Source organism: Pseudomyxococcus flavus, assembly GCF_050038885.1.
In the GTDB taxonomy this organism is placed as follows: Bacteria; Myxococcota; Myxococcia; order Myxococcales; family Myxococcaceae; genus Myxococcus; species Myxococcus flavus.
This window is the reverse complement of record NZ_CP143624.1, coordinates 5133565-5154593: the sequence shown is the minus strand read 5'-3', so window position 1 is coordinate 5154593 and position 21029 is coordinate 5133565. Positions and strand designations below refer to the sequence as shown.

The following is a 21029-nucleotide window of genomic DNA, read 5'->3' as shown; positions in this document are numbered from 1 at the left end:
CAACGCTAGCGCGGGTCCTCGGGCTCCAGCTCCCGCTCCTCGGGCGGGGGCTCGCGCGAGGAAGCGCCACGCGACGGCGCCGCCACGCCCTCACCCAGCGGCGTGGGCTGGCACTCACAGACGGTGCGGCGTGACGCCGCTTCGGTGACGAAGGCGCAGGCCGTCGGGCACTCGGGCTGGCGGCCCTCCTCGAACAAGGCCAGGGTGAAGTCACGGGCCGTGGCCAGCGCCGCATGGCAGGCAGGCAGCGACTGCGCCAGCGAGCGCCAGGGCACGCGGTGCTGCGTCGTCAGCCCTCGGCTGGTAGCGGGGAAGCTCAACCCCACGCCGCAGCCCGAGGCGAGCTTCTGTCCATCCGGCCCCAAGGGCTCGAGGTGGAGCCGCCCGCCCTCCGGCAAATCCCGGTACACCGCGCCGCTGACGGACAGGCTGCCGTCAGGCTCCCGCCGCACGTGCAGCCCATAGCACGCCTCTTCCCGGAAGGCCCCGTCGGGCGCGGCGCAGTGCCGCACCGAGGAGCGCTCCGCGGGCCCCAGCCGGGGACGGCGCAGCACGAGCGCTCCGCCCTTCGCGTCGAGCGTCGCGGTGAAGCGGCCCCAGACGTCCGGCCCCAGCCGGCCCAGGCTGCTCGGAGCGTCCCAACGCCCGGCTGCCTCCACCACCAGCGGGCGGGCGCCCACGCCCTCGGCCACCTCCACCACGTCCAGCGCGAAGGTTCGCGGTGGCAGGTTGGCGGCGGTCTCCACCGGTTGCAGGCCCTGCATCTCCGCGAGGCGCACGGACACCCGCGAGAAGGGCTCTCGCGAGCCGAGGACGAAGGGACCGGTGAGCTCCGCGCTCCCCTGCGTCATCCGCGCGGCCAGCAGGGGCCAGTCGCCCAGCGGCTCGCGGCTGAGCTCCAGGACATGGACCTCCCGCGTCGCCTCCGTCGTGGCGGCCTCCGCGGCATAGTCCGCGCGGGGACGCGAGGCCGTGAAGGTGACCTCCCGCCGCAGCGGGTCCACGGTGAGGGCGTAGGACTCCAGGATGTCCGCGCCCAGCGTCACCGCGCAGACCTTCTCGCCAGACAGCCCTGCCGTCCGCATGGGGGATTGGACGGGACCGACGGAGAAGGCGGGCAGCGGCACCACGGGCCACGAGCGGAAGCCTCCCGCGGGCTCCGGTGCGCGGATGGTCCCCTCGGGCGCGGGCGGCTCGCCCTCGAAGCACCCCCGGGCCACGAGCGAGAGCGGCCTCGCGACGTCGAGCACCACCGGCACCGGCCGCGTCCCCAGGCGGCCCGCCACGGTGAGCCGCAAGGCGGGTGAGGCCAGCAGCGGCAAGGTCTGCCCCTGGAAGCCCCGAGGACGTGAAGCACCCGCGGCCGGTTCCCGGTGACAACCGGTCCCGGCCAGCCCCATCAACCCCACCAGCAGGAACGCGCGACGCACGCGCCCCAGGTTACTGCTTCTTCGCCTTGGTGAAGTCATCCACGCGGGTGTCGTCCGGCACGTCCAGCTTGAAGCTGTCCGCGTCGATGCCCACGTTCGTCTTCAGGTTGAGGAAGGAGATGGTGTTCTCGCTGCCGTCCGGGTCCACCACCGTGCTCTTCAACACCTGGGCCGTGGCGGGGTCCACCTCCAGGCGCACCTGGCGGAAGCGCGGCTCGTTCTTCAGCGGGTCCAACACCAGCAACGTGCCCTTGCAGTCCTTGCAGGCGCCCTTGGTGATGGCGAACTCGTCCGCCAGCTTTCCCTGGCCGAAGAGGAACGTCACCGACGCGGAGAGCTGGCTGGTGTCCACGCTGCCCACGGTGAGGCTCTGCGCGGCCGGGTCGTACGCGTACACCTTGTTGCCCGCCAGCACGAAGGTGCGGGGTGAGGGCTTCTCGTACTCCCAGCGCATCAGGCCGGGCTTCTTGTACGTGACGGTGCCCTCGGACGTTTGCGTGCGGCGGAAGGTCTTGTACTTGTAGTCCTGCCGGAAGCCCGCCCGGAAGTCGCTGGTCTTCTCGTAGAAGGCCTGCATCCGGTCCACCAGGGACTTCACTTCCGGCGTCATCGCGGGCTTGGTGGCCGCAGCCGCGGCGGGTGCGCTGGCCTGGGGCGCCTTCGAGGCAGCGGGAGCCTGGGCGGCCTGGGCCACAGGAGCGGCCTTCACCGGCTCGGCGGCGGGCGTGGCGGGAGCGGACAGGAGCGTGGCGAGCAGGGCTTCGAAGAACATGGCGAGGCCTCCAATCTAAACCATCCCGACGGGGCCTGAGCCCCGACATTCACGGAGCCTTCTTGAACAGGCGCTTCCTCTGTTTGATGGCCAGCACGTAGAAGCGCTCCCGCAGGGCCTGGGCATCCTCGGGCGTCAAATCTCCCGACTGGCCGAGGTGCTCGTCCCGCCAGGCAATCGCCCGGCTGATGCAGGCCGAGGCCGCGGCGGAGATGTTGAGGCTCTGGCTGAAGCCCTTCATGGGGACCCAGAACGTCCCGTCCACCCCGGCCAGCACCTCCTCGCTCACGCCGTGCCGCTCGTTGCCAAACACGAGCGCCATCTTCGTGTCGAAGCGCAGTGTGTAGAGGCTGGTGGCTCCGTCCTGGATGGCGGACGCGTACAGGGAGAAGCCGCGCGACTTCAGGTGCTCGCGGCACTCGGCGAACGTCTTGTACAGCTTGACGTCCAGCCACTTGTCACAGCCCTGGGCCACCCTCGAGTTGGGAACGAAGGGGGCCTCCGGGTTGATGACGATGTGGACCTCCTGCACGCCCATGGACTCGCAGGTGCGCAGCACCGCGGCCATGTTGAAGCTGTCCTCCAGCCGGTCCAGGACCACCGTGAAGTTGCGCGTGCGGTGACTGACGACGCGATCAATCTTCTCCTTGCGCACGTCGAGCAGGAACTGCTCCGGCTCGAACTGCTCCCGCTCGTAGCGCTCGTAGCGCGCACCACCACCCGACATGGACTCAGCTCCTCCCGCCCGCCGGCCGGCGAGCCGGGGCCTTCTTCGACGCAGCCTTGCGCGTGGACGTCTTCTTCGCCACGGCGCCGGACTTGCGCGCAGGGGCCTTCTTCGCGGAGGTCGCGCTCGACGGACGCGCCGGTGTCTTCTTCGTCACTGCACTCGATTTGCGCGCAGGGGCCTTCTTGCCAGCGGCAGAACCCGGCTTGCGCGCAGGGGCCCTCTTCGAAGTGGCGGCGCCCGGCTTGCGTGCAGGGGCTTTCTTCGAAGTGGCGGCGCCCGACTTGCGTGCAGGGGCCTTCTTCGCAGCAGCAGTGCCCGACTTGCGAGCAGAAGCCTTCTTCGCAGCGGCAGTGCCCGACTTGCGAGCAGAGGCCCTCTTCGCAGCGGCGGCTCCGGACTTGCGCGCCGGTGCCTTCTCCGCAGCGGCAGCCCCGGACTTACGCGCCGGTGCCTTCTTCGCAGCCGCGGTCTTCTTCGTGGAGGTCGCGCCCTCTTCCGTCCGAGCACGGGCGGCCTTTGCGGGGGGCTCCACGCAGAGCTTGTCCGTGCGTCCCGTGAACAGCACCTCCGCCACGGAGTCCATCAGCGGCTGCATGCCCTCGCCAGTGGCGCAGGACACAGGGTAGACGCGGATGCCGCGCTCACGCAGGGCCTGGGTGAAGGCTTCGAGCCGGGCCTGCGCATCCGGCAGATCCAGCTTGTTGGCCGCCACCACCTGCGGCTTGGACGCCAGCTCCGGGCTGTACTTGCCCAGCTCCGCGTTGAGCACGTCGAAGTCGTGCAGCGGCGAGCGGCCCTCGCCCTCCGCCCCCATGTCGATGAGGTGGATCAGCACCTTGCACCGCTCCACGTGACGCAGGAACTGGTGCCCCAGGCCCACGCCCTCGCTGGCGCCCTCGATGATGCCGGGGATGTCCGCCATCACGAAGGATAGGCCGTCCTTGTACTGGACCATGCCCAGGTTGGGCACCAGCGTGGTGAAGGGGTAGTCGGCAATCTTCGGCCGCGCCCGGCTCACGCGGGAGATGAAGGTGCTCTTGCCCGCGTTGGGGAAGCCCAGCAGGCCCACGTCCGCCAGCAGCTTCAGCTCCAGCCGGAGCGTCAGCTCCTCGCCCTTCGTCCCATCCTGGGCGAAGCGCGGCGTCTGCCGGGTGGACGTCGCGAAGTTCATGTTGCCCAGGCCGCCGCGCCCGCCCTTCGCCGCCACCCAGCGCTGGCCGGCCTCGCTCAGGTCCACCAGCAGCTCCCCGGTGTTGGCGTCCTTCACCAGGGTGCCCACGGGCACCTTGAGCACCAGGTCCTCGGCGGCGCGACCGTTGCAGTCGCTGCCCATGCCGTGCTCGCCATTCCTGGCGCGGTGGTGCTGCTGGTAGCGGTAGTCGAGCAGCGTGGTGAGCTGAGGATCCGCCACGAAGACGACGGAGCCACCGTTGCCGCCGTCCCCACCGCTGGGGCCACCGCGCTCGATGTACTTCTCCCGCCGGAACGAGACAGCGCCATTACCGCCGTCCCCCGCCTTCACGAAGATGCGGACCTCGTCGACGAACTTCATCTGGAACTCCTGGATAAACGAAGAGCGGGCCGCCCTCGCATCCCGCTGCCGGAAGGGCGCGTGGACTGGAGAAGCGACCCGCTCGTGGGTGCCGCACGGTCGCCGACCTCAGGGGCCGGCCAGCCGTCAGGCGCTCGCCTGCTCAGCGGCGGCCGGGTAGACCGAGACCTTCTTGCGGTCGCGGCCCAGGCGCTCGTACTTCACCACGCCATCCACCACCGAGTAGAGGGTGTAGTCGCGGCCGAGCTTCACGTTCGTGCCGGCGTGGATGACCGTGCCCAGCTGGCGAACGAGGATGCTGCCCGCCGACACCGTCTCACCGCCGTACACCTTCACGCCACGATACTGCGGGTTGGAATCGCGACCGTTCCGCGAAGAACCCTGTCCCTTTTTATGGGCCATGACACCTTGCTCCTGAAAGTTTGAGGTGAAACCGTCCGGCCTAGCCGGCGATAGAGGTGACCTTCACCTCAGTGTACGGCTGACGGTGACCACGGCGACGGGTCCAGCCCTCCTTCTCCTTCCGGAAGTGGAGGACGCGACGGTGCTTGTCCTGTGCGAGGACCTTGCCGACGACCTTGGCGCCCGCGACGGTCGGCTGGCCCACCTTCGGGCTGTCCGAACCACCGAGCATCAGGACCTCCGTGAAGGTCACCTCGGCGCCGACGTCGCCCGCGATCTTCTCGATCCGGACCACGTCGCCCTCGGCGACGCGGTACTGCTTCCCGCCCGTGCGAATCACTGCGTACATCGTCAAACCCCTGTCATCTGTCGGGTTGGGTCAACCCGTGGAATCGACCGCGCATTTCGGACGGGTGGACCATCCAATCGCGCCAAAGGCGGCGGGATTTACGGGAGATACCTTGGGGAGTCAAGGTGGTTGAAGGATCAGACCTCCACTCCGAGGCCGTTTACTCCCCCCCCTGGGCAATGCTAACTGGGAAAGCGGGCTTTCGGCCACCCTTTGGCATGCTGGCCCGACAACCTCGTCTCGAGGGGGAACCTACAAATGAAGAAGCTTCTGATCAGCCTCGTCGCCACCAGCTCTCTTGTCTTCGGCGCGGGCTGCGGTGGTGACGACGATGGTGACGAGGATCTCTGCCAGGAGACCGCGAACACATATAACTCCCTCGCGGACAAGGCGGAAGGCTGTCCGGAAATCGCTGATTTCTTCTCTCTGTTCGAGCTGAGCGAGGAAGACATCAACGTGTGCCGGGAGTCGATGGACAGCTGCACGGACTCCGACAAGGACAAGATTCGCGCCTTCCTGGACTGCCTGAACGACGTGCCCCGGTGCCAGAGCTCGAACCTCGAGGCCTGGGCGGCCGAGTTCGAGGCTTGCGACGAAAAGTCCCAGGGCATCAGCGACGCCTGCGGCGGCGTCGAGTAGTTGAAGCGGCGCGAGCGAGCCTCGCGCACGTGTGGCATCCGGGGCCCGGCTCCTCTCTCAAGAGGACCGGGTCCTGTCATATCCGGCCGCCAGAGCGGGCCTCCCGCCCAGCGCCCGCCGGAGCCGCCGGTAGCGCTGGAGCATGTCCACCTCCAGCGGCGCGAGCTTCAACCCGCGCTCGTACTGCTCCAGGGCCTGTGAGAGGTGACCGTCGCGCTCCAGCGCGCCGCCGGACTGGAAATGGACTCGCGCCGTGCCCATGGCCTGGGGCCTGCGCGCCAGGAATTCGCGCCGCAGCGACTCCAGTTGCTCGGCCGTGAGCCCTGCCTCCAGGCACTTGGCGACCCCTCGGTGGTTGCCACGCCAGGCGTCATAGAGGGCGCGCTGCACCGTGGCCCCCAGCGCCTCCGCCGCCTCCCGGACGCGGATGCGCAGCGCATCCACCTGGGCACGTTGCGGCGGCGTCAGGGGCTTGCGCTCCAGCGACTCCAGCGAGCGCCAGGCCTCCCGCGTGCGCATGCGCACCGTCCCCATGTCCGAGTCCGGCGCCAGCGACAGCACGGCATACGCATCTCCCGCTGAGCGCCGGCGCCATGCTTCCAGCACACGCGTCACGGCGGGGTCCTCCACCGAGGGACGCGTGGGCGCGGGGTGGACCGGCGTGCCTTTCTCGAGGAGCGCATCCACCGCCGCCTTGAGCACGGCGGTGGCCTCCACGAACTGGACGCCAAAGCCCGTGGGCATGCCCCAGACGCGCGCCTGCGCGGGCGGAACGAGCCGGACCACCTCACACAGGACCGACAGCGGCCCCGACTCCAGCTCCAACACCACCGGCAGCCTCGAGCACAACGGCGGGAGGACGTGCCCGCCATGGAGGAACAGGCCGCCGCGCGACAGACCGCTGCCCCTGAGCCGCACCGGACTGTCCCCAGGGCGCAGCACGACCTGCACTGGCAACTCCACGCCGGATGAGCGCGACGTCACGACATGGGCCGGGCGACGCTGCGGCAGGCTCCCCAGTGAGGACGCGGACTGCCCCGCGCCGGGGCTTGCCGGAGCGCGCGCCCGCTCCGCCGCCACGGTGGCCGCGCCGGCTGACGCGGAGAGCCTGCCAGGGAGTGCGCGCGATGGCGGGTTCACCTTCCGCACCGGGCCGCGCCCGTCCCCGGCGACGGCCAGCTGCAAGGCATGCCGGAAGGCCTCGATGGACGGGTAGCGGTCCTCGGGCTTCTTGGCCAACGCCCGCAGGATGACGCGCTCCAACGCGGCGGGCACGGACGGGTGCACCGAGCTGAGCGGCGGGGGCGCCCGCAGCTGGTGGGCCACGAGCTGCGCGGTCATCCCTTCATCGGTGAAGGGTAGTCGCCCCGTGAGCAGCTGGTAGGCAATGACGCCAAGCGCGTACAGGTCCGCGCGGCCATCCACGCCACGCCCCAGGGACTGCTCCGGCGCCATGTACTCGGGCGTCCCCACGATGATGCCCGCGTGCGTCTGGGGCATCTGCGCGTCCCCCAGCTTGGCAATGCCGAAGTCCAGCACCTTGACGGAGGGCGTCCCTCGCTTCCGCCGCACCACGAAGATGTTGTCCGGCTTGAGGTCGCGGTGGACGATGCCTCGCGCGTGCGCGGCCTGGAGCGCGTCACATACCTGGGACAGCACGGAGACGACCGCGCCAGCGGCCAGGGGCGTTCCCACCCACGCCGACAGCGGCGCTCCGTCCAGCAGCTCCATGATGAGGTAGGGCCGCGGCGGCGCGGCGTCCATGTCGAAGATGCTGACGATGTTCTCGTGGCCGATGAGGTTCACCGCCCGCGCCTCCGCGTGGAAGCGCTGCACCAACTCCGGGTACATCGTCAGGTGCGCGTGCAGCACCTTCACCGCGACCCGGCTGCCAATCGACACGTGCTCGCCCAGGTAGACGGAGCCCATGCCGCCCCGACCCAGGCGGCGCACCAGGCGGAAGCTGCCACAGCGGGTACCCACCAAGGGGTCCTCGGCCTCCACCGCCGGGCCGCACCTGGGGCGAGGCGCTCCCCCGCTCCCCACGTCCCCACGCACCAGCGTCGAGCATGTGGCCTCCGCCCCATGCCGCCGGCCACACGCCCCACACACTCCACCGCTGCTCACCTCGGGCATCCGCCTCCCCCCAACCTGCTCGCCCAACATGGAGCCCGGGAGCCCGGCCTTCCACAGGTGATGAGGGCGGATGTCATCTGGTGCCGCACCCCCGACGCCAGGGTCGCAGGCGAGGGTCCTCTGGCGGACGCTGTGCGTGCCGACAATCCATCAGGGTGGATAGAGTGCGGCGCCATGTCGCCAGCCCCCCGCCGCATCCCCGTCGTCAACCTGTCCCACTACCGTACCGGCACGCCTCGGGAACGCGCCCGCTTCGTCCAGGCCTTCGGCGATGGCCTGAAGGAGTTCGGCTTCGTCACGGTGGAGGGCCACGGAATCGACGACGGGCTCATCCGCCGCACGTACAGCGACGTGGAGCGCTTCTTCGCGCTGCCGGAGGACACCAAGGCCCGGTACGCCCAGGCGGCGCACGGCGGCCAGCGTGGCTACATCGGCTATGGCCAGGAGCACGCGAAGAACCGCACGGTGGGCGACCTCAAGGAGTTCTGGCACGTCGGCCGCGAGCTGCCGCCCAGCCACAAGTACCACCAGCACTACGGCCCCAATGTGTGGCCCACCGAAGTCCCCAGCTTCCGCGAGCACACCCTCTCGCTCTTCAACGCGCTGGACGGCGCGGTGGCGGTGATGCTCGAGGCCATTGCCGAGTACTTCGGCGTGGCACGTGGCACCTTCAGCGGCATGGCCACCGACGGCAACTCGGTGCTGCGGCTCATCCACTACCCACCGCTGAAGGAGCGCTTCATCCCCGGAGGCGTCCGCGCCGCCGAGCACGAGGACATCAACCTCCTCACCCTGCTCTGCGAGGGCACCGCGTCCGGCCTGGAGCTGCTCACCCGCGACGGCGAGTGGCTGCCGGTGGACACCCTGCGCGGGCAGATTGTCGTCGACTCGGGCGACATGCTCAGCCGGGTGACGAACGAAATCATCCCCGCCACCACGCACCGCGTGGTGAATCCGCGCAGCAAGGGCGAGGACACGGTGCGCTACTCGATGCCCTTCTTCGTCCACCCCTACGCGGACTGCGTGCTCCAGGCCCTGCCCTGTACCCAGACGCCCGACACCCCTGCGCGCCACGCCCCCATCACCGCGGACGCCTTCCTCAAGCAGCGCCTGCGCGAGAATGGCCTGTTGAAGTAGCGCCGCGTGACGACCGCCACCGACCACGTCGAGTTGTTCGCCCTCCAGCCCCGCGTCTCGCTGGAGGACTACGCTTCTCCGAGCGCCTTTGCGGCCCGGCACCGGGCCCTGGCGGCGCGGGTGGATGCCTTGCGTGCGCGCGACGCGTCGGGCCAGCCGCGCTACCCGGCGCTCGCCGTCTGGCCAGAGTGGGTGGGCGCGGCCCTGCTCTTTACGGGCCACGTGTCCCACGTGCGCCACAGCAAGACGGCCACGGCCGCGCTGAAGCGCGTGGCCCTCCACGAAGCCTGGGACGTCTGGGGGGCGTGGCGCGCCTTCCACCCGCCGTCGCTCCAGGAGTGCCTCTACGCCGCGCGCTCGCCACGCGTGCACCGGGCCCTGCGGGACACCTTCTCCGGCATCGCACGCGACTTCGGCCTGTGGGTGGTGGCCGGCAGCGCGCTGCTGCCCGCTGGCCGCCGGGGCCATGACGTGCCCGACTTCGAGCCCGCGGGCGCGCGCACCTACAACACCAGCTACACCTTCTCGCCCGAAGGGCGGTGCGTGGCGGTGGCGCGCAAGGTCAACCTGGTGCCCACGCAGGAGGACGTGCTGCACCTCAGCCCCGGCCGACCGGAAGACCTGACCGTCCTCCCGACGCCCTTCGGAAGGCTGGGGACGCTCATCGGCTATGACGGCTTCCTGAAGCCGCACACGCGCCAGGAGCCCTGGTTCGTCCCGTGCGCGCAGTACCTCGACGCGCTGGGCGTGGACATCCTCGCGCAGCCCTCCGCCAACCCCTGGCCCTGGGACGCCCCCTGGCCCTTCGCCGAGGCCGGTGCGTCGCAGCGCCGCGGCGAGCAGTGGCGCAACGAGGGCCTCCAGGCGCAGCTCGGCGCGTTCGAGCACGTGCGCTACGTGGTGAGCGCGCAGCTGGTGGGCAGCATGCTCGGCACCGCCTTCGAAGCGCCCTCACACATCCTGGAGCGCACGGCGTCGGGCGAGGTGCGGGTGCTCGCCCAGTCGCAGACGATGCACGAGGACGCGGTGATGCACGTCACCGTCCCGGCGGTGACGCCCACCTCACGCTAGTCACCGAGCTTCTTCTTCAGCAGCTCGTTCACCAGGGCGGGGTTGCCCTTGCCCTTCATGGCGCGCATCACTTGCCCCACGAAGAAGCCGAACACCTGCTTCTTGCCTGCGCGGTACTTCTCCGCCTCCCCCGCGTTCTTCGCGAGGATGTCGTCCACCACCGCCTCGATGGCGCCGGCGTCGCTCACCTGCGCCAGGCCCTTCTCCGCGATGATGTCCGCGGGCGCCTTGCCGGTGCGGAACATCTCCCCGAGCACGTCCTTGCCCGCGTTGGCGGACACCGTGCCCTGGTCCACGGCGCTCAAGAGCTCGCCGAGCTGCGCCGGCGTGAAGCGCAGCGCGGACAGCGGCGTGCCCTCCTCCTTCAAGAGGCGCATCAGCTCGCCCAGGAACCAGTTGGAGAGCTTCTTGTAGTCCTTGTAATGCCCCGCGCAGGCCTCGAAGTAGTCCGCCAGCGGGCGCTCGGCGGTGAGGATGCGGGCGTCATACGCGGGCAGCCCGTACTGACTGGTGAAGCGCTGGAGCTTCGCGCGCGGCAGCTCCGGCAGCGCCTTGGCCGCGGCGTCGATGGCCTCCGCGCTCACGTGCAGCGGCGGCAGGTCCGGCTCCGGGAAGTACCGGTAGTCGTGCGCCTCCTCCTTGCTGCGCATGGAGCGGGTGACGCCCTTGTTCACGTCCCACAGGCGCGTCTCCTGCTCCACCTTCCCGCCGGACTCGATGACGTCCACCTGCCGGGCAATCTCGTACTCGATGGCCTGCTTGAGGAAGCGGAACGAGTTGAGGTTCTTCAGCTCGCAGCGCTGGCCGAACGTCGTGGAGCCCTTGGGCATCACCGACACGTTGGCGTCGCAGCGGAAGCTCCCCTCCTCCAGGTTGCCGTCGTTGACCCCCAGGTAGACGAGCACGTCCCGCATCGCCTTGAGGTACTCCACTGCCTCGTCCGCGTCGCGCAGGTCCGGCTGGCTGACGATTTCCAGCAGCGGCACGCCCGCGCGGTTGAGGTCCACCAGGCTCTGGCCACCGCCCGCGTCATGCACGCTCTTGCCCGCGTCCTCCTCCATGTGGATGCGGAGGATGCGGATGACCTTCTCGCCCTGCGGCGTGTCGATGACGAGCCGCCCGTGCTCGCAGATGGGCTGGTCGTACTGCGTAATCTGGTAGCCCTTGGGCAGGTCCGGATAGAAGTAGTTCTTCCGGCTCCACACGCTCGTGGGGCGGATGGTGCACTCCAGCGCCAGGCCCGTGCGCACGGCGAACTCCACCACGCGCTGGTTCAGCACCGGCAGCACACCGGGCATGCCCAGGCACACCGGGCAGGTGTTGCGGTTGGGCTCGGCGCCGAACGCGGTGGAGCAGCCACAGAAAATCTTGGACTGCGTGAGGAGCTGCGCGTGGACCTCGAGGCCGATGACGGGCTGGAAATCGCTCACGGGCATGGCGGTGTCACCAGTGCGTACGCTCGGCGCGCCCTACAGGGGCGCGGCGCGGCGGAAGTAGTCGTGCTCGCGCTCGAAGGCGCGGGCGATGCGCAGCAGGCCAGCCTCATCGAAGGGCCGCCCCAGAATCTGCAGGCCCACCGGCAGGCCCGCCTTCGTGAAGCCGCAGGGCACCGACAGGCCGGGCAGGCCCGCCAGGTTGCAAGGCAGGGTGTAGATGTCCATGAGGTACATGGACAGCGGGTCCTCCACCTTCTCGCCCAGCTTGAAGGCCGGCACCGGCGAGGTGGGTGACAGCAGCGCGTCCACCTGCTGGAAGGCCCGCGTGAAGTCCTCGCGGATGAGGGTGCGGACCTTCTGCGCGCGCAGGTAGTAGGCGTCGTAGTAGCCGGAGGACAGCGCGTAGGTGCCCAGCATGATGCGGCGCTTCACCTCGGCGCCGAAGCCCTGCTCGCGCGTCAGCGTGTACACGTCACGCAGGCTGCGCGCGTCCTTCGCCCGCTGGCCGAAGCGCACGCCGTCGTAGCGGGCCAGGTTGCTGGACGCCTCCGCCGGCGCGATGAGGTAGTACGTGGCCAGCGCGTACTTCGTGTGGGGCAGCGACACGTCCACCAGCGTCGCGCCCAGCCGCTCGTACTCGCGCAGGGCCTCACGTACCGAGGCTTCGACCTCCGGGTCCATGCCCTCGGTGAAGTACTCACGCGGCACGCCCAGCTTCAGGCCCCGCACGCCCGCTTCCAGGTCCGCCGAGTAGTCCGGCACCGGCGCGTCGGAAGACGTGGCGTCCTGCGCGTCCGGCCGGGCAATCACCTGGAGCAGCGCCGCCGCGTCCGCCACCGTGCGCGTCATGGGCCCCGGCTGGTCCAGCGACGATGCGAAGGCGATGACGCCGAAGCGCGACACCCGGCCGTAGGTGGGCTTCAGCCCCACGGTGTTGGTGAGGGCCGCGGGCTGACGGATGGAGCCACCGGTGTCGGTGCCCAACGCGCCGAACACCTCGCGCGCCGCCACCGCCGCGGCCGAGCCACCCGACGAGCCGCCCGGCGTGCGCGTCACGTCCCACGGGTTGTGGCTGGGGAAGAAGGCGCTGGACTCGTTGGACGAGCCCATCGCGAACTCGTCCATGTTCAGCTTGCCCACCAGCGGCAGGCCCGCCTCCTTCAGCAGGCGCACCACCGTGGCGTCATAGGGCGGGACGAAGCCCTCCAGGATGCGCGAACCGGCCGTGGTCTCCACGCCCTCGGTGAGGAAGATGTCCTTGAGCCCCAGCGGCACGCCGTCCAGGGCGCTGGCGGGACTGCCCGCGGCGCGGCGCGCGTCGCTGGCGCGGGCGGCGGCCAGGGCGCCGGCCTCGTCCACGCGCAGGAAGGCGCGCACCTGCGGGTCCACCTGTTGGATGCGCGCCAGGCTCGCGCGGGTGGCCTCCTCGGAGGAGACCTCTCTGGCGGACAGCTTCGCCGCCAGCTCCAGCATCGTGAGGTCCGTGAGCTGCATGGCGGGGGCCTCCGGGGCTACTCGATGATTTTCGGCACGGCGAACGAAGTGCCCGACTTCGCCGGCGCGTTGGCCAGGGACTTCTCTGGCGGCAGGGAGGGCCGCGTCACGTCCTCGCGGAGCCGTGAGGACGTGAGCGTGGCATGCGAGGTCGGCTCCACGGCCTCCACGTCGAGCGCCTGGAGCTGCTCCACCGCGTCCAGCACCGCGGACAGCTGGGTGGTGAATCGCTGCTCCTCCTCCGGAGTCAGCGACAGCCGTGCCAGCGTGGCCACGTGGCGCACCTGCTCGAGCGTGAGGGCCATGAAGGACCTACTTCTTCTTGAAGAGGTTGAGGATGGCGCCCATCACCTTGCCGCTACCCTCGTGGCCGTGCTGGGCGACGAGCTGGTCCAGCTCCCCCGCGTCCAGGAAGATGCCGTGGCAGTTGAAGCACGTCTCGATTTCGACATTGCCCTGCTTCAGCGTCTGCAGGTCCATGCCGCACTTGGGGCACTTCATCCAGTGGAGCTTCTTGAGCTCCTCGCGCTGCTGCGCCGCGCTCGCCGCGGCCTGCTCCAGGGCCAGCTTGCGCTTCTTCTCAATCTCCTCCCGGGCGAAGTACTCCTCCTCGGTGGATGACGGCTTGTCGGTACGGGCGTCGGCCATTGTGATGTTCCTCCACGAAGTCCCGCCGCCGCGCGGCCTGCGCGTCCGGGCGGCGATGCTGGTCGGCACCATACCCCCTCCGGGGAGTGGTGCAGCCGAAATGTAGGTACCCCGTCCGGGGCTGGAAAATTGACCGGTCCCCCTCCCTCCCTACACTCGCTGCGGGCATTGCTACAGCCCGCTACGCGGCTGAGACGCGCAGAGGGAAGACGGACATGACGGCGAAGAAGGGTCGGGCAGAGAAGGCGGTCCTGTCCCGGCAGGAAATCGCGACGCGCCGCAGGGCGCTGGCGGACAAACGGATGAAGGCTGGCAAGGGCGGCGATGTGGCCACCCGCGCCATCACCGGCGTGTTCCTCCTGGCCGCGTCGTTGATTGCGCTGCTGGCGGTCGCCACCTTCGATGCGAAGGACCGGGTGGGCCCGGGCTTCAACAACGCGGTGGGCCCCATGGGGCACCTCATCGCCGAGTCGCTGCGCGGCCTGCTGGGCGTGTGTGCCTACCTCATCCCCGTGGGTGGCCTCTACACGGCCATGGTGCTCTTCGTGGGCAGCCGTGACCGGAAGCGTGGGCCGCAAATCATCAGCCTCGCACTGCTGACCGTCAGCGTGTCCGTGCTGGCGCAGCTGATGTTCGCCGGAGACAAGGGCTGGGCCCATCCTCCCGGGGGCGCGCTGGGCGCCAGCCTGGGCGGCATCCTGTCCGGCATGTTCTCCACCGTGGGCACCGTCATCCTGGTGACCGCCATCAGCGCCGCCGCCCTCATCGTGGGCACCCAGTACACCTTCCTCAAGCTGTGCTCGCTGGCCTGGGCCGGGCTGTGCGTGCTGGGCCGCCGCTTCCAGGAGGCCGCCCATGCCTTCTGGGAGGCGCAGAAGGTCGCCTACAAGGAGCGCCAGGAGCGCGCGGCCCAGGAGAAGCTGGAGGAGGCCGCGTTCCTCGCCCAGCTCGAGGCGGACGAGGAGGAGCTCGCCGAGGCCGAGCGCCTGGCCGAAGAGGCGGAGGCCGCCGAGGCCGAGGCCATGGCCGAGGAGGCCTTCCGGCTGGCGAAGCAGCAGGAGAAGGAGCAGGCCGCCGCCGCGAAGCTGGCGGTCAAGGAGTCCCGCGAGCGCGAGAAGGCCGAGAAGCTGGAGAAGAAGCTGCTGGGCCGCAGCGCCGAGTCGCTCCCGCCCGCCCCCGCGCCCGTGCTGGCCCTTCCGGAGAAGGCGCCCACGAAGGTGGAGAAGCGCCCTGCCCCGGGCGCGGACCCGGCCTGGGCCGCGTCCTTCCTGCCGCCCTCGCCCCACCCCGTGGCCACCGAGGAGGCGGAGGCGTCCGAGCCGCCGCGCTCGCGCCGCAAGCCGAACATCGTCACCGGCCCGGCCCCGTCCGTGGCCGACGCGGCGGAAGCAGAGCCCGTGGCGCCCGCCATCGCCGCGCCGGTGGCCCCCGCGCCTGCCGCCGCGAGCCCGGCCGACATCGTCCCGGCGCCGCAGGCCGCGCTGGCGCGCATGCCGCTCATCGTGGAGCCCAAGGCCCCGCCCAAGCCCACCGTCAAGAAGAGCCAGGACCAGTTCGAGTTCGTGGGCGACCGCAAGAGCTTCTCGCTGCCGCCGCTCGACGTGCTCGAGTGCGACAAGAAGGAGCGCTCCGCGCTGGACAAGGACGTGTACCTGTCCACGGCGGAGAAGCTGCGCGCGAAGCTGGCGGACTTCGGCATCGTCGGCGAGGTGGTGGAGATTCGCCCCGGCCCCGTCGTCACCATGTACGAGTTCCTCCCGGGGCCCGGCATCAAGGTGAGCAAGATTGCCGCGCTCGCGGACGACCTCGCCATGGCCATGGAAGCCATGCGCGTGCGCATCGTCGCCCCCATCCCCGGCAAGGGTGTGGTGGGCATCGAGGTGCCGAACAAGGACCGGGAGACCGTCTATCTCAAGGAGATTGCCGAGCAGGACGCCTTCCAGAAGGGCGCCAGCAAGCTGACCATGTGCGTGGGCAAGGACATCGAGGGCATGCCGTACGTCCTCGACCTGGCCAAGGCGCCCCACCTGCTCATCGCCGGTACCACCGGCTCCGGCAAGTCGGTGGCGGTGAACTCCATGATCATGAGCATCCTCCTCAAGGCCACGCCCGAGGAGGTCCGCTTCATCATGGTGGACCCGAAGATGCTGGAGCTATCCGTCTACGAGGGCATCCCCCACCTGCTGCTGCCGGTGGTGACGGACCCGAAGAAGGCCGCGCTCGCGCTGCGCTGGGCCGTGGAGGAGATGGAGCGCCGCTACCAGATGCTGTCCGAGGCGGGCGTGCGCAACATCGCCGGCTTCAACAAGCTGGTGGAGAGCACCGCGGTGGAGGTGAAGAACGTCTCCCAGCCGCCCAAGAAGAAGGCCAAGCCGAAGAACGTGCTGGTGCTCGACGGGGAGAGCCCCAAGCCCGCCATGCCCGCCGGCAGCGAGAGCCTGGGCGTCGCCGCGCCCCGGGACGACGAGGACGACGTGCTCGACGCGCAGGCGTCCGAGGCGGCCCCCGAGACGCCCGAGGTGGAGGCGGAGCCCGAGGACACCGAGGAGTTGGAGGCCAGCGAAGCGACCGCGCCGGAGAAGAAGCAGCTCCAGAAGCTGCCCTACATCGTGGTCATCATCGACGAGCTCGCCGACCTGATGATGGTGGCCAGCCGCGAGGTGGAGACCTACGTGGCCCGCCTGGCGCAGATGGCCCGCGCCGCCGGCATCCACCTGATGGTCGCCACCCAGCGTCCGTCCACGGACGTCGTCACCGGCGTCATCAAGGCGAACTTCCCCACGCGCGTCAGCTTCATGCTGCGCTCCAAGCCGGACTCGATGACGATTCTGGGCACGGTGGGCGCCGAGGCCCTGCTCGGCATGGGCGACATGCTCATCATGCCGCCCACCAGCGCGCACCTGCAGCGCGTGCACGGCGCCTTCGTGTCGGAGAACGAAATCAAGCAGGCCGTGGACCACCTCAAGGCGCAGGGCAAGCCCGTCTACGACGAGTCCATCCTCAAGCCTCGCGACGAGGACGTGGAGAGTGGCGGCGAGGAGGACGAGCTGTCCGACGAGCTGTACGACCAGGCGCTCGCCACGGTCAGCGAGATGCGGGCGGTGTCCATCTCCATGCTCCAGCGCAAGATGCGCATCGGCTACAACCGCGCGGCGCGCATGATTGAGCGGATGGAGCGCGACGGCGTGGTGGGCCCCGCGGACGGCGCCAAGCCCCGCGAAGTGCTCATCCGGGGCCTGGGCGACATGCCCGGCGCCGGGGCGATGTAAGGCCCGCGCGCCGCCGGCTCCCCCACGTTGGATGGGAGGCGGAGGCCCTGGCGGTTCCACTTCACGGGGGCGTCCTGGCTCGGCCCGGACGCCCTCGCTGCTTTTCCAGCGAGGCCCACCCATGCTTGTCGCCATCTCCCGCTTCCGCCCCGCCGCCGAGGAGGCGGACCGCCTGGTCGCCCGCTTCCAGGCGCGCACCCGGGCGGTGGACGGGTACCCGGGCTTCCTGGGGCTGGAGGTGCTGCGCTCCTTCGAACGCCCGCCGGAGCTGATGCTGGTGACGCGCTGGCAGGACAAGGCGTCGATGCGGGCCTATTTTCAATCGGAGGACTTCCAGCGGGCCCGCGAGGCCAGCGCCGGACAGGAGGACGCCACCTTCGCCCTCTACGAGGTGGTGGGCACATGAAACGCGATGCCGGTTCCCAAGTGGCCCCGCGTCGTCTATGGGCGGTGTCCCATGGCTGAACGCATTGCCCTCTTCGCCACCACCGCCCGCGGTACCGAGGACCTCCTGGCCGACGAGCTGAAGGAGCTCGGTGCCCGCCGCATCCGCCAGGACCGTGGCGGCGTGCGCTTCATGGCCACGCTCGACGAGGCGCTCAGCGTGGCGCTCTGGTCCCGCATCGCCATGCGCGTGCTCTACCCGCTGGGCGCCTTCGAGGCCCGCGGCGCGGAGGGCCTGTATGAAGCCGCCGCCAGCATTCCCTGGGAGGAGCACCTCACGCCCGAGCACACCTTCGCGGTGGATGCCACGCTGAAGGACAGCGAGCACAGCCACTCGGGCTTCGTGGCGCTCAAGGTGAAGGACGCCATCGTCGACCGCCTCCGTGACACGCAAGGCGCCCGGCCTGACGTGGACACGCGCAACCCGGACGTCCGCGTGGTGGCCCACCTCTCGCGCGACACGCTGTCGCTGTCCCTCGACCTGTGCGGCGAGCCGCTGCACCGGCGGGGCTACCGCGTGCGCCCCACGCCCGCGCCGCTGAAGGAGACGCTCGCCGCGGCCCTGCTGCGCGCCGCGAACTACACCGGCACGGAGGCGCTGGTGGACCCGATGTGCGGCTCCGGCACGCTGCTCATCGAGGCGGGCCTCATCGCCCGGCGCCGGGCGCCTGGCCTGAACCGGGACTTCGCGGTGGAACGCTGGCCAGAGCTGGGCGCACGGGCCCGGGAGCTGCTCGCGGACATGCGCGCGGATGCCCGCCGCAACGAGCGCAAGGTGGAGGTTCCCCTGCTCGGCTTCGACAAGGACCCGGAGGCGCTGGAGGCCGCCAGCCGCAATGTCCGGGCAGCGCGGCTGTCGGAGGAAATCCAGCTCGCCGAGGGCGACGCGACCCGGCTCCCGCCCCTCCCGGAATCCGGCGGTCTGCTCATCACCAATCCGCCCTATGGAGACCGGCTCGGCACGGGCGGCCAGAAGGGCATGAAGAGCTTCTACTTCAAGCTGGGTGACTCGCTGCGCCCGCCGGGCTGGCGCGTGTGGGTGCTCTGCGGCAACCCCGCCTTCGAGAGCGCCTTCCACGCCCGCCCCTCCGCGAAGCGGGACCTCTGGAACGGCCCCATCCCCTGCACGCTGCTGGGCTACCGGCCCGTGGATGGTGGCAGCGCCCGGGGTGTCACCGGGGACGGCTCAGAAGCGCCGCTCGGTGCGTCGCGCGAGCCGGCCGATGTTGCTCCGGTGCGTCCACAGCATGAGGGCGAAGAGGAGGGCTGAGAGGCCGGCGTACTCCACGGCCCGGGCGGTGAGCGCGGAGGTGCCCACCGCCGTGGCGCCCGCCGCCAGCGAGCCCAGCGAGCTCACCCGCCAGAGGACGAACACGGCGATGAACATCACCGCGCCCGCCAGCGCCGCCTGCGGCACCAGCACCAGCAGCACGCCCAGCGCGGTGGCCACGCCCTTGCCGCCCTGGAGCTTCAGCCACACCGGGTAGATGTGCCCCAGCACCGCGGCCAGGCCCACCGACACGTGCACGACGGGCGCCTCCGGCACCCATCGCACCGCCAGCAGCACCGGCAGCGCGCCCTTGAGCGCATCCAGCAGCAGCACCACCGCGCCCAGCTTCTTGCCCGCCACGCGCGTGACGTTGGTGGCGCCGATGTTCCCGCTGCCCCCCTTGCGCACGTCCACGCCGCGCAGCCATCGCGTCAGCAGCACACCGAAGGGGATGGAGCCGGCGAGATAGCCCAGCAGGACGAGCGCGGAGGTCACGAAGCGGGAGGCTACAGCAGCAGGTGGGGAAAGCGCGTCTTCACCACGACGTAGGCGTAATTGACGAGGATGACGACGGGCGCCAGGACGCCCAGGACGCGCCACTCGCGGGGAGACAGCTCGACCTGGGGGATGGGCATCGCGAACACCAGGTGCAGCACCGTGACCACGCCCGCCAGGGCGAACAGGATGGCGGCCACCGTCCCCAGGGGATTCGCTTCCCACGCACCGACGAAGTTGAAGTGCGACACCCGGTCGGCCACGCGCGTCAGGCCGCAACCGAGGCAGGGCCAGCCTGTCTGCTCGCGAAGCACGCAGCCCCAGAAGGGGATGATGCGGGCCACCGGGACGTAGCGGGCCACGAGCAGCCCCACGATGCCGGCGAGGCCCAGCACGTCCACGGTGCTGAAACGGCGGTTGCGGGGCGGGATGATGACCTTCAAGCGCACCTCGTGGGCGTGTGCGGACGGACGGACTTTAGTACGGGCGTCGCCTTGCCGGAGCAAAGACTTTTGGCTAAGCGAGCGAGGTATGAACACGCTCCGCACGTCCCTGATGCTGCTGGTTGCCGTTCCCCTGGTCGCCCTCGCGGGTGACAAGTCCGCCGCCAAGACGGGCAAGGCCGCCGAGGCCGACTGCCACCACCCGGCTGACGCGAAGGCCACGGCGGCCAAGGCCGGCGAGGCGTCCGCGTCGGCCCCCGCGAACGATGGCTGGAAGCTCACCCGCGGCGAGCCCCTCAAGGGCGCCAAGGCGGTGAAGCTCGCGGACGTGCTGGCCAAGCCGCAGGCTCACGAAGGGAAGACGGTGCTGGTCGAGGGGCAGGTCCGCAAGGCGTGTGAGCGCAAGGGCTGCTGGATGGAGCTGGCCGTCGCGGGCCAGGACAAGGGCCCCGGCGTGCGCGTGACGTTCAAGGACTACGGCTTCTTCGTCCCGCTGGACTCCGCCGGCGCGCAGGCGCGCGTGGAGGGCGTGGTGAAGGTGGCCGAGCTGAGCGAGGGCCACGCCAAGCACTACGAGTCCGAAGGCGCCATCGTCCCCCGCGGCACCGACGGCAAGCCGCGCGAGGTGCAGCTGGTGGCCACGGGCGTCGAGCTGCGCCGCTAGGACGACATGGCACGAAGCTTCAGCATGCGGGGCGTGCAGAGCGCGGCGGACCGCGCCGTCCAGCACGCCCGCGCGTGGATGTTGGAGACGGAGCCGGGCTCGCGCGTGCACGACGTGCAGTTGGACCCACGCTTCCAGCACCGCGGCGTGGACCTGCTCTGGGAGCTCCCCTCGGGAGAGGTGCGCGGCATCGAGGTGAAGGGTGACCGCAACGCCACCCGCCGCCGCTACTTCTTCGAGCTGGTGTCCAACCTGGAGAAGGACACCCCCGGCTGCTTCCTCTACAGCGGCGCGGACCTGCTCATCTACGTCTTCCTGTCGCAGGGCGAGCTGCACGTGGTGCCCATGAAGGCCGCGCGCGAGTGGTTCCTCCCTCGCGCGAAGGCGTACTCGCTCAAGCACGCCTTCACGCAGACGGGCGCCATCCGCTACACCACCGTGGGCGCCGTGGTGCCCGTGCGAGACGTGGCCGAAGGCGTCCCGGGCGTGATTCGCGTGCCCCTGAAGCGCAGGGGCGGCGCGAAGGAAGCCGTGGCGGAAGACGAGGCGCCTGGCCCCGAGGCACCCCAGGCGCAGGAGACCCGCGCTCGGGATTGACGGGCGCGATGCATGGGCCTCGAACGGCCCTACCGAAGGACGCCGGGGTGC

21 protein-coding genes are annotated in these 21029 nt (G+C 70.3%); 8 read left to right on the top strand and 13 right to left on the bottom strand.

Annotated features, from left to right (window positions below; all coding sequences use genetic code 11):
- Positions 1–5: 5 nt before the first annotated feature.
- The 6 genes from VZL07_RS21555 to rplU all read right to left on the bottom strand — a co-directional run bounded on the left by VZL07_RS21555 (position 6) and on the right by rplU (position 5235).
- The gene (locus tag VZL07_RS21555) at positions 6–1430 is read right to left on the bottom strand and encodes a hypothetical protein (protein WP_426749490.1); all 1425 of its coding nucleotides are present in this window, start codon (positions 1428–1430) and stop codon (positions 6–8) included.
- Positions 1431–1440: 10 nt separating this feature from the next.
- Positions 1441–2202: a LolA family protein gene (locus VZL07_RS21550; protein WP_426749489.1), complete on the bottom strand. Its 762-nt coding sequence runs from the start codon at positions 2200–2202 to the stop codon at positions 1441–1443.
- A gap of 49 nt (positions 2203–2251) precedes the next feature.
- Positions 2252–2929 (bottom strand): TrmH family RNA methyltransferase, encoded by a 678-nt coding sequence (locus tag VZL07_RS21545; protein WP_426749488.1) that lies wholly within the window; start codon positions 2927–2929, stop codon positions 2252–2254.
- 4 nt (positions 2930–2933) lie between these two features.
- On the bottom strand, positions 2934–4484 hold the full coding sequence (gene obgE / locus VZL07_RS21540; protein ID WP_426749487.1) for a GTPase ObgE: 1551 nt from the start codon (positions 4482–4484) through the stop codon (positions 2934–2936).
- Positions 4485–4610: 126 nt separating this feature from the next.
- Positions 4611–4886, bottom strand: a complete 276-nt coding sequence (rpmA, locus tag VZL07_RS21535; protein ID WP_426749486.1) for a 50S ribosomal protein L27 — start codon at positions 4884–4886, stop codon at positions 4611–4613.
- A gap of 40 nt (positions 4887–4926) precedes the next feature.
- Positions 4927–5235 carry a 50S ribosomal protein L21 gene (gene rplU / locus VZL07_RS21530; RefSeq protein WP_426749485.1) on the bottom strand — a complete coding sequence of 103 codons (309 nt, stop codon included), beginning with the start codon at positions 5233–5235 and terminating at the stop codon, positions 4927–4929.
- A 258-nt stretch (positions 5236–5493) separates the two neighbouring features.
- Between rplU and VZL07_RS21525 the strand changes: the two genes are divergently transcribed.
- The gene (locus VZL07_RS21525) at positions 5494–5874 is read left to right on the top strand and encodes a hypothetical protein (RefSeq protein WP_426749484.1); all 381 of its coding nucleotides are present in this window, start codon (positions 5494–5496) and stop codon (positions 5872–5874) included.
- Positions 5875–5931: 57 nt separating this feature from the next.
- On the opposite strand, the gene VZL07_RS21520 is transcribed toward VZL07_RS21525, so the two are convergent.
- Entirely contained in the window at positions 5932–8010 is a 2079-nt protein-coding gene (locus VZL07_RS21520; RefSeq protein ID WP_426749483.1) for a protein kinase domain-containing protein, read from the bottom strand.
- A 174-nt stretch (positions 8011–8184) separates the two neighbouring features.
- On the opposite strand from VZL07_RS21520, the gene VZL07_RS21515 reads away from it, so the two are divergent.
- The gene (locus VZL07_RS21515) at positions 8185–9147 is read left to right on the top strand and encodes an isopenicillin N synthase family dioxygenase (protein WP_426749482.1); all 963 of its coding nucleotides are present in this window, start codon (positions 8185–8187) and stop codon (positions 9145–9147) included.
- 6 nt (positions 9148–9153) lie between these two features.
- Positions 9154–10218 (top strand): carbon-nitrogen hydrolase family protein, encoded by a 1065-nt coding sequence (locus VZL07_RS21510; RefSeq protein ID WP_426749481.1) that lies wholly within the window; start codon positions 9154–9156, stop codon positions 10216–10218.
- Here the strand turns inward: VZL07_RS21510 and gatB are convergent.
- Genes gatB through VZL07_RS21490 form a run of 4 tightly spaced genes read right to left on the bottom strand, consistent with a single transcriptional unit; the run spans position 10215 to position 13796 of the window.
- Positions 10215–11654, bottom strand: coding sequence for an Asp-tRNA(Asn)/Glu-tRNA(Gln) amidotransferase subunit GatB (gene gatB, locus VZL07_RS21505; RefSeq protein ID WP_426749480.1), 1440 nt, complete (start codon positions 11652–11654; stop codon positions 10215–10217). The genes VZL07_RS21510 and gatB overlap by 4 nt on opposite strands.
- A 33-nt stretch (positions 11655–11687) precedes the next feature.
- Entirely contained in the window at positions 11688–13148 is a 1461-nt protein-coding gene (gene gatA, locus VZL07_RS21500) for an Asp-tRNA(Asn)/Glu-tRNA(Gln) amidotransferase subunit GatA (RefSeq protein WP_426749479.1), read from the bottom strand.
- Between the two features lie 17 nt (positions 13149–13165).
- Positions 13166–13453, bottom strand: coding sequence for an Asp-tRNA(Asn)/Glu-tRNA(Gln) amidotransferase subunit GatC (gene gatC, locus VZL07_RS21495; RefSeq protein WP_426749478.1), 288 nt, complete (start codon positions 13451–13453; stop codon positions 13166–13168).
- 7 nt (positions 13454–13460) lie between these two features.
- Entirely contained in the window at positions 13461–13796 is a 336-nt protein-coding gene (locus tag VZL07_RS21490) for a zf-TFIIB domain-containing protein (RefSeq protein WP_026113821.1), read from the bottom strand.
- Positions 13797–14011: 215 nt separating this feature from the next.
- Here VZL07_RS21490 and VZL07_RS21485 point away from each other — a divergent pair, with 215 nt between their 5' ends.
- The 3 genes from VZL07_RS21485 to VZL07_RS21475 all read left to right on the top strand — a co-directional run bounded on the left by VZL07_RS21485 (position 14012) and on the right by VZL07_RS21475 (position 18779).
- The gene (locus VZL07_RS21485) at positions 14012–17065 is read left to right on the top strand and encodes a DNA translocase FtsK 4TM domain-containing protein (protein WP_426749477.1); all 3054 of its coding nucleotides are present in this window, start codon (positions 14012–14014) and stop codon (positions 17063–17065) included.
- 121 nt (positions 17066–17186) lie between these two features.
- Positions 17187–17471, top strand: coding sequence for an antibiotic biosynthesis monooxygenase family protein (locus VZL07_RS21480; RefSeq protein WP_426749476.1), 285 nt, complete (start codon positions 17187–17189; stop codon positions 17469–17471).
- Positions 17472–17522: 51 nt separating this feature from the next.
- Complete coding sequence (locus VZL07_RS21475; protein WP_426749475.1) at positions 17523–18779, top strand: THUMP domain-containing class I SAM-dependent RNA methyltransferase; 1257 nt, start codon at positions 17523–17525, stop codon at positions 18777–18779.
- Here VZL07_RS21475 and plsY read toward each other — a convergent pair.
- Together plsY and VZL07_RS21465 are read right to left on the bottom strand one after the other, a co-directional pair.
- Positions 18696–19274 carry a glycerol-3-phosphate 1-O-acyltransferase PlsY gene (gene plsY / locus VZL07_RS21470; RefSeq protein WP_426749474.1) on the bottom strand — a complete coding sequence of 193 codons (579 nt, stop codon included), beginning with the start codon at positions 19272–19274 and terminating at the stop codon, positions 18696–18698. The genes VZL07_RS21475 and plsY overlap by 84 nt on opposite strands.
- An 11-nt stretch (positions 19275–19285) precedes the next feature.
- Positions 19286–19717 (bottom strand): DUF2752 domain-containing protein, encoded by a 432-nt coding sequence (locus VZL07_RS21465; protein ID WP_426749473.1) that lies wholly within the window; start codon positions 19715–19717, stop codon positions 19286–19288.
- Positions 19718–19805: 88 nt separating this feature from the next.
- Between VZL07_RS21465 and VZL07_RS21460 the strand changes: the two genes are divergently transcribed.
- Together VZL07_RS21460 and VZL07_RS21455 are read left to right on the top strand one after the other, a co-directional pair.
- Entirely contained in the window at positions 19806–20381 is a 576-nt protein-coding gene (locus tag VZL07_RS21460) for a DUF4920 domain-containing protein (RefSeq protein ID WP_426749472.1), read from the top strand.
- A 6-nt stretch (positions 20382–20387) separates the two neighbouring features.
- Positions 20388–20978 (top strand): hypothetical protein, encoded by a 591-nt coding sequence (locus tag VZL07_RS21455; protein ID WP_426749471.1) that lies wholly within the window; start codon positions 20388–20390, stop codon positions 20976–20978.
- Positions 20979–21029: the final 51 nt, after the last annotated feature.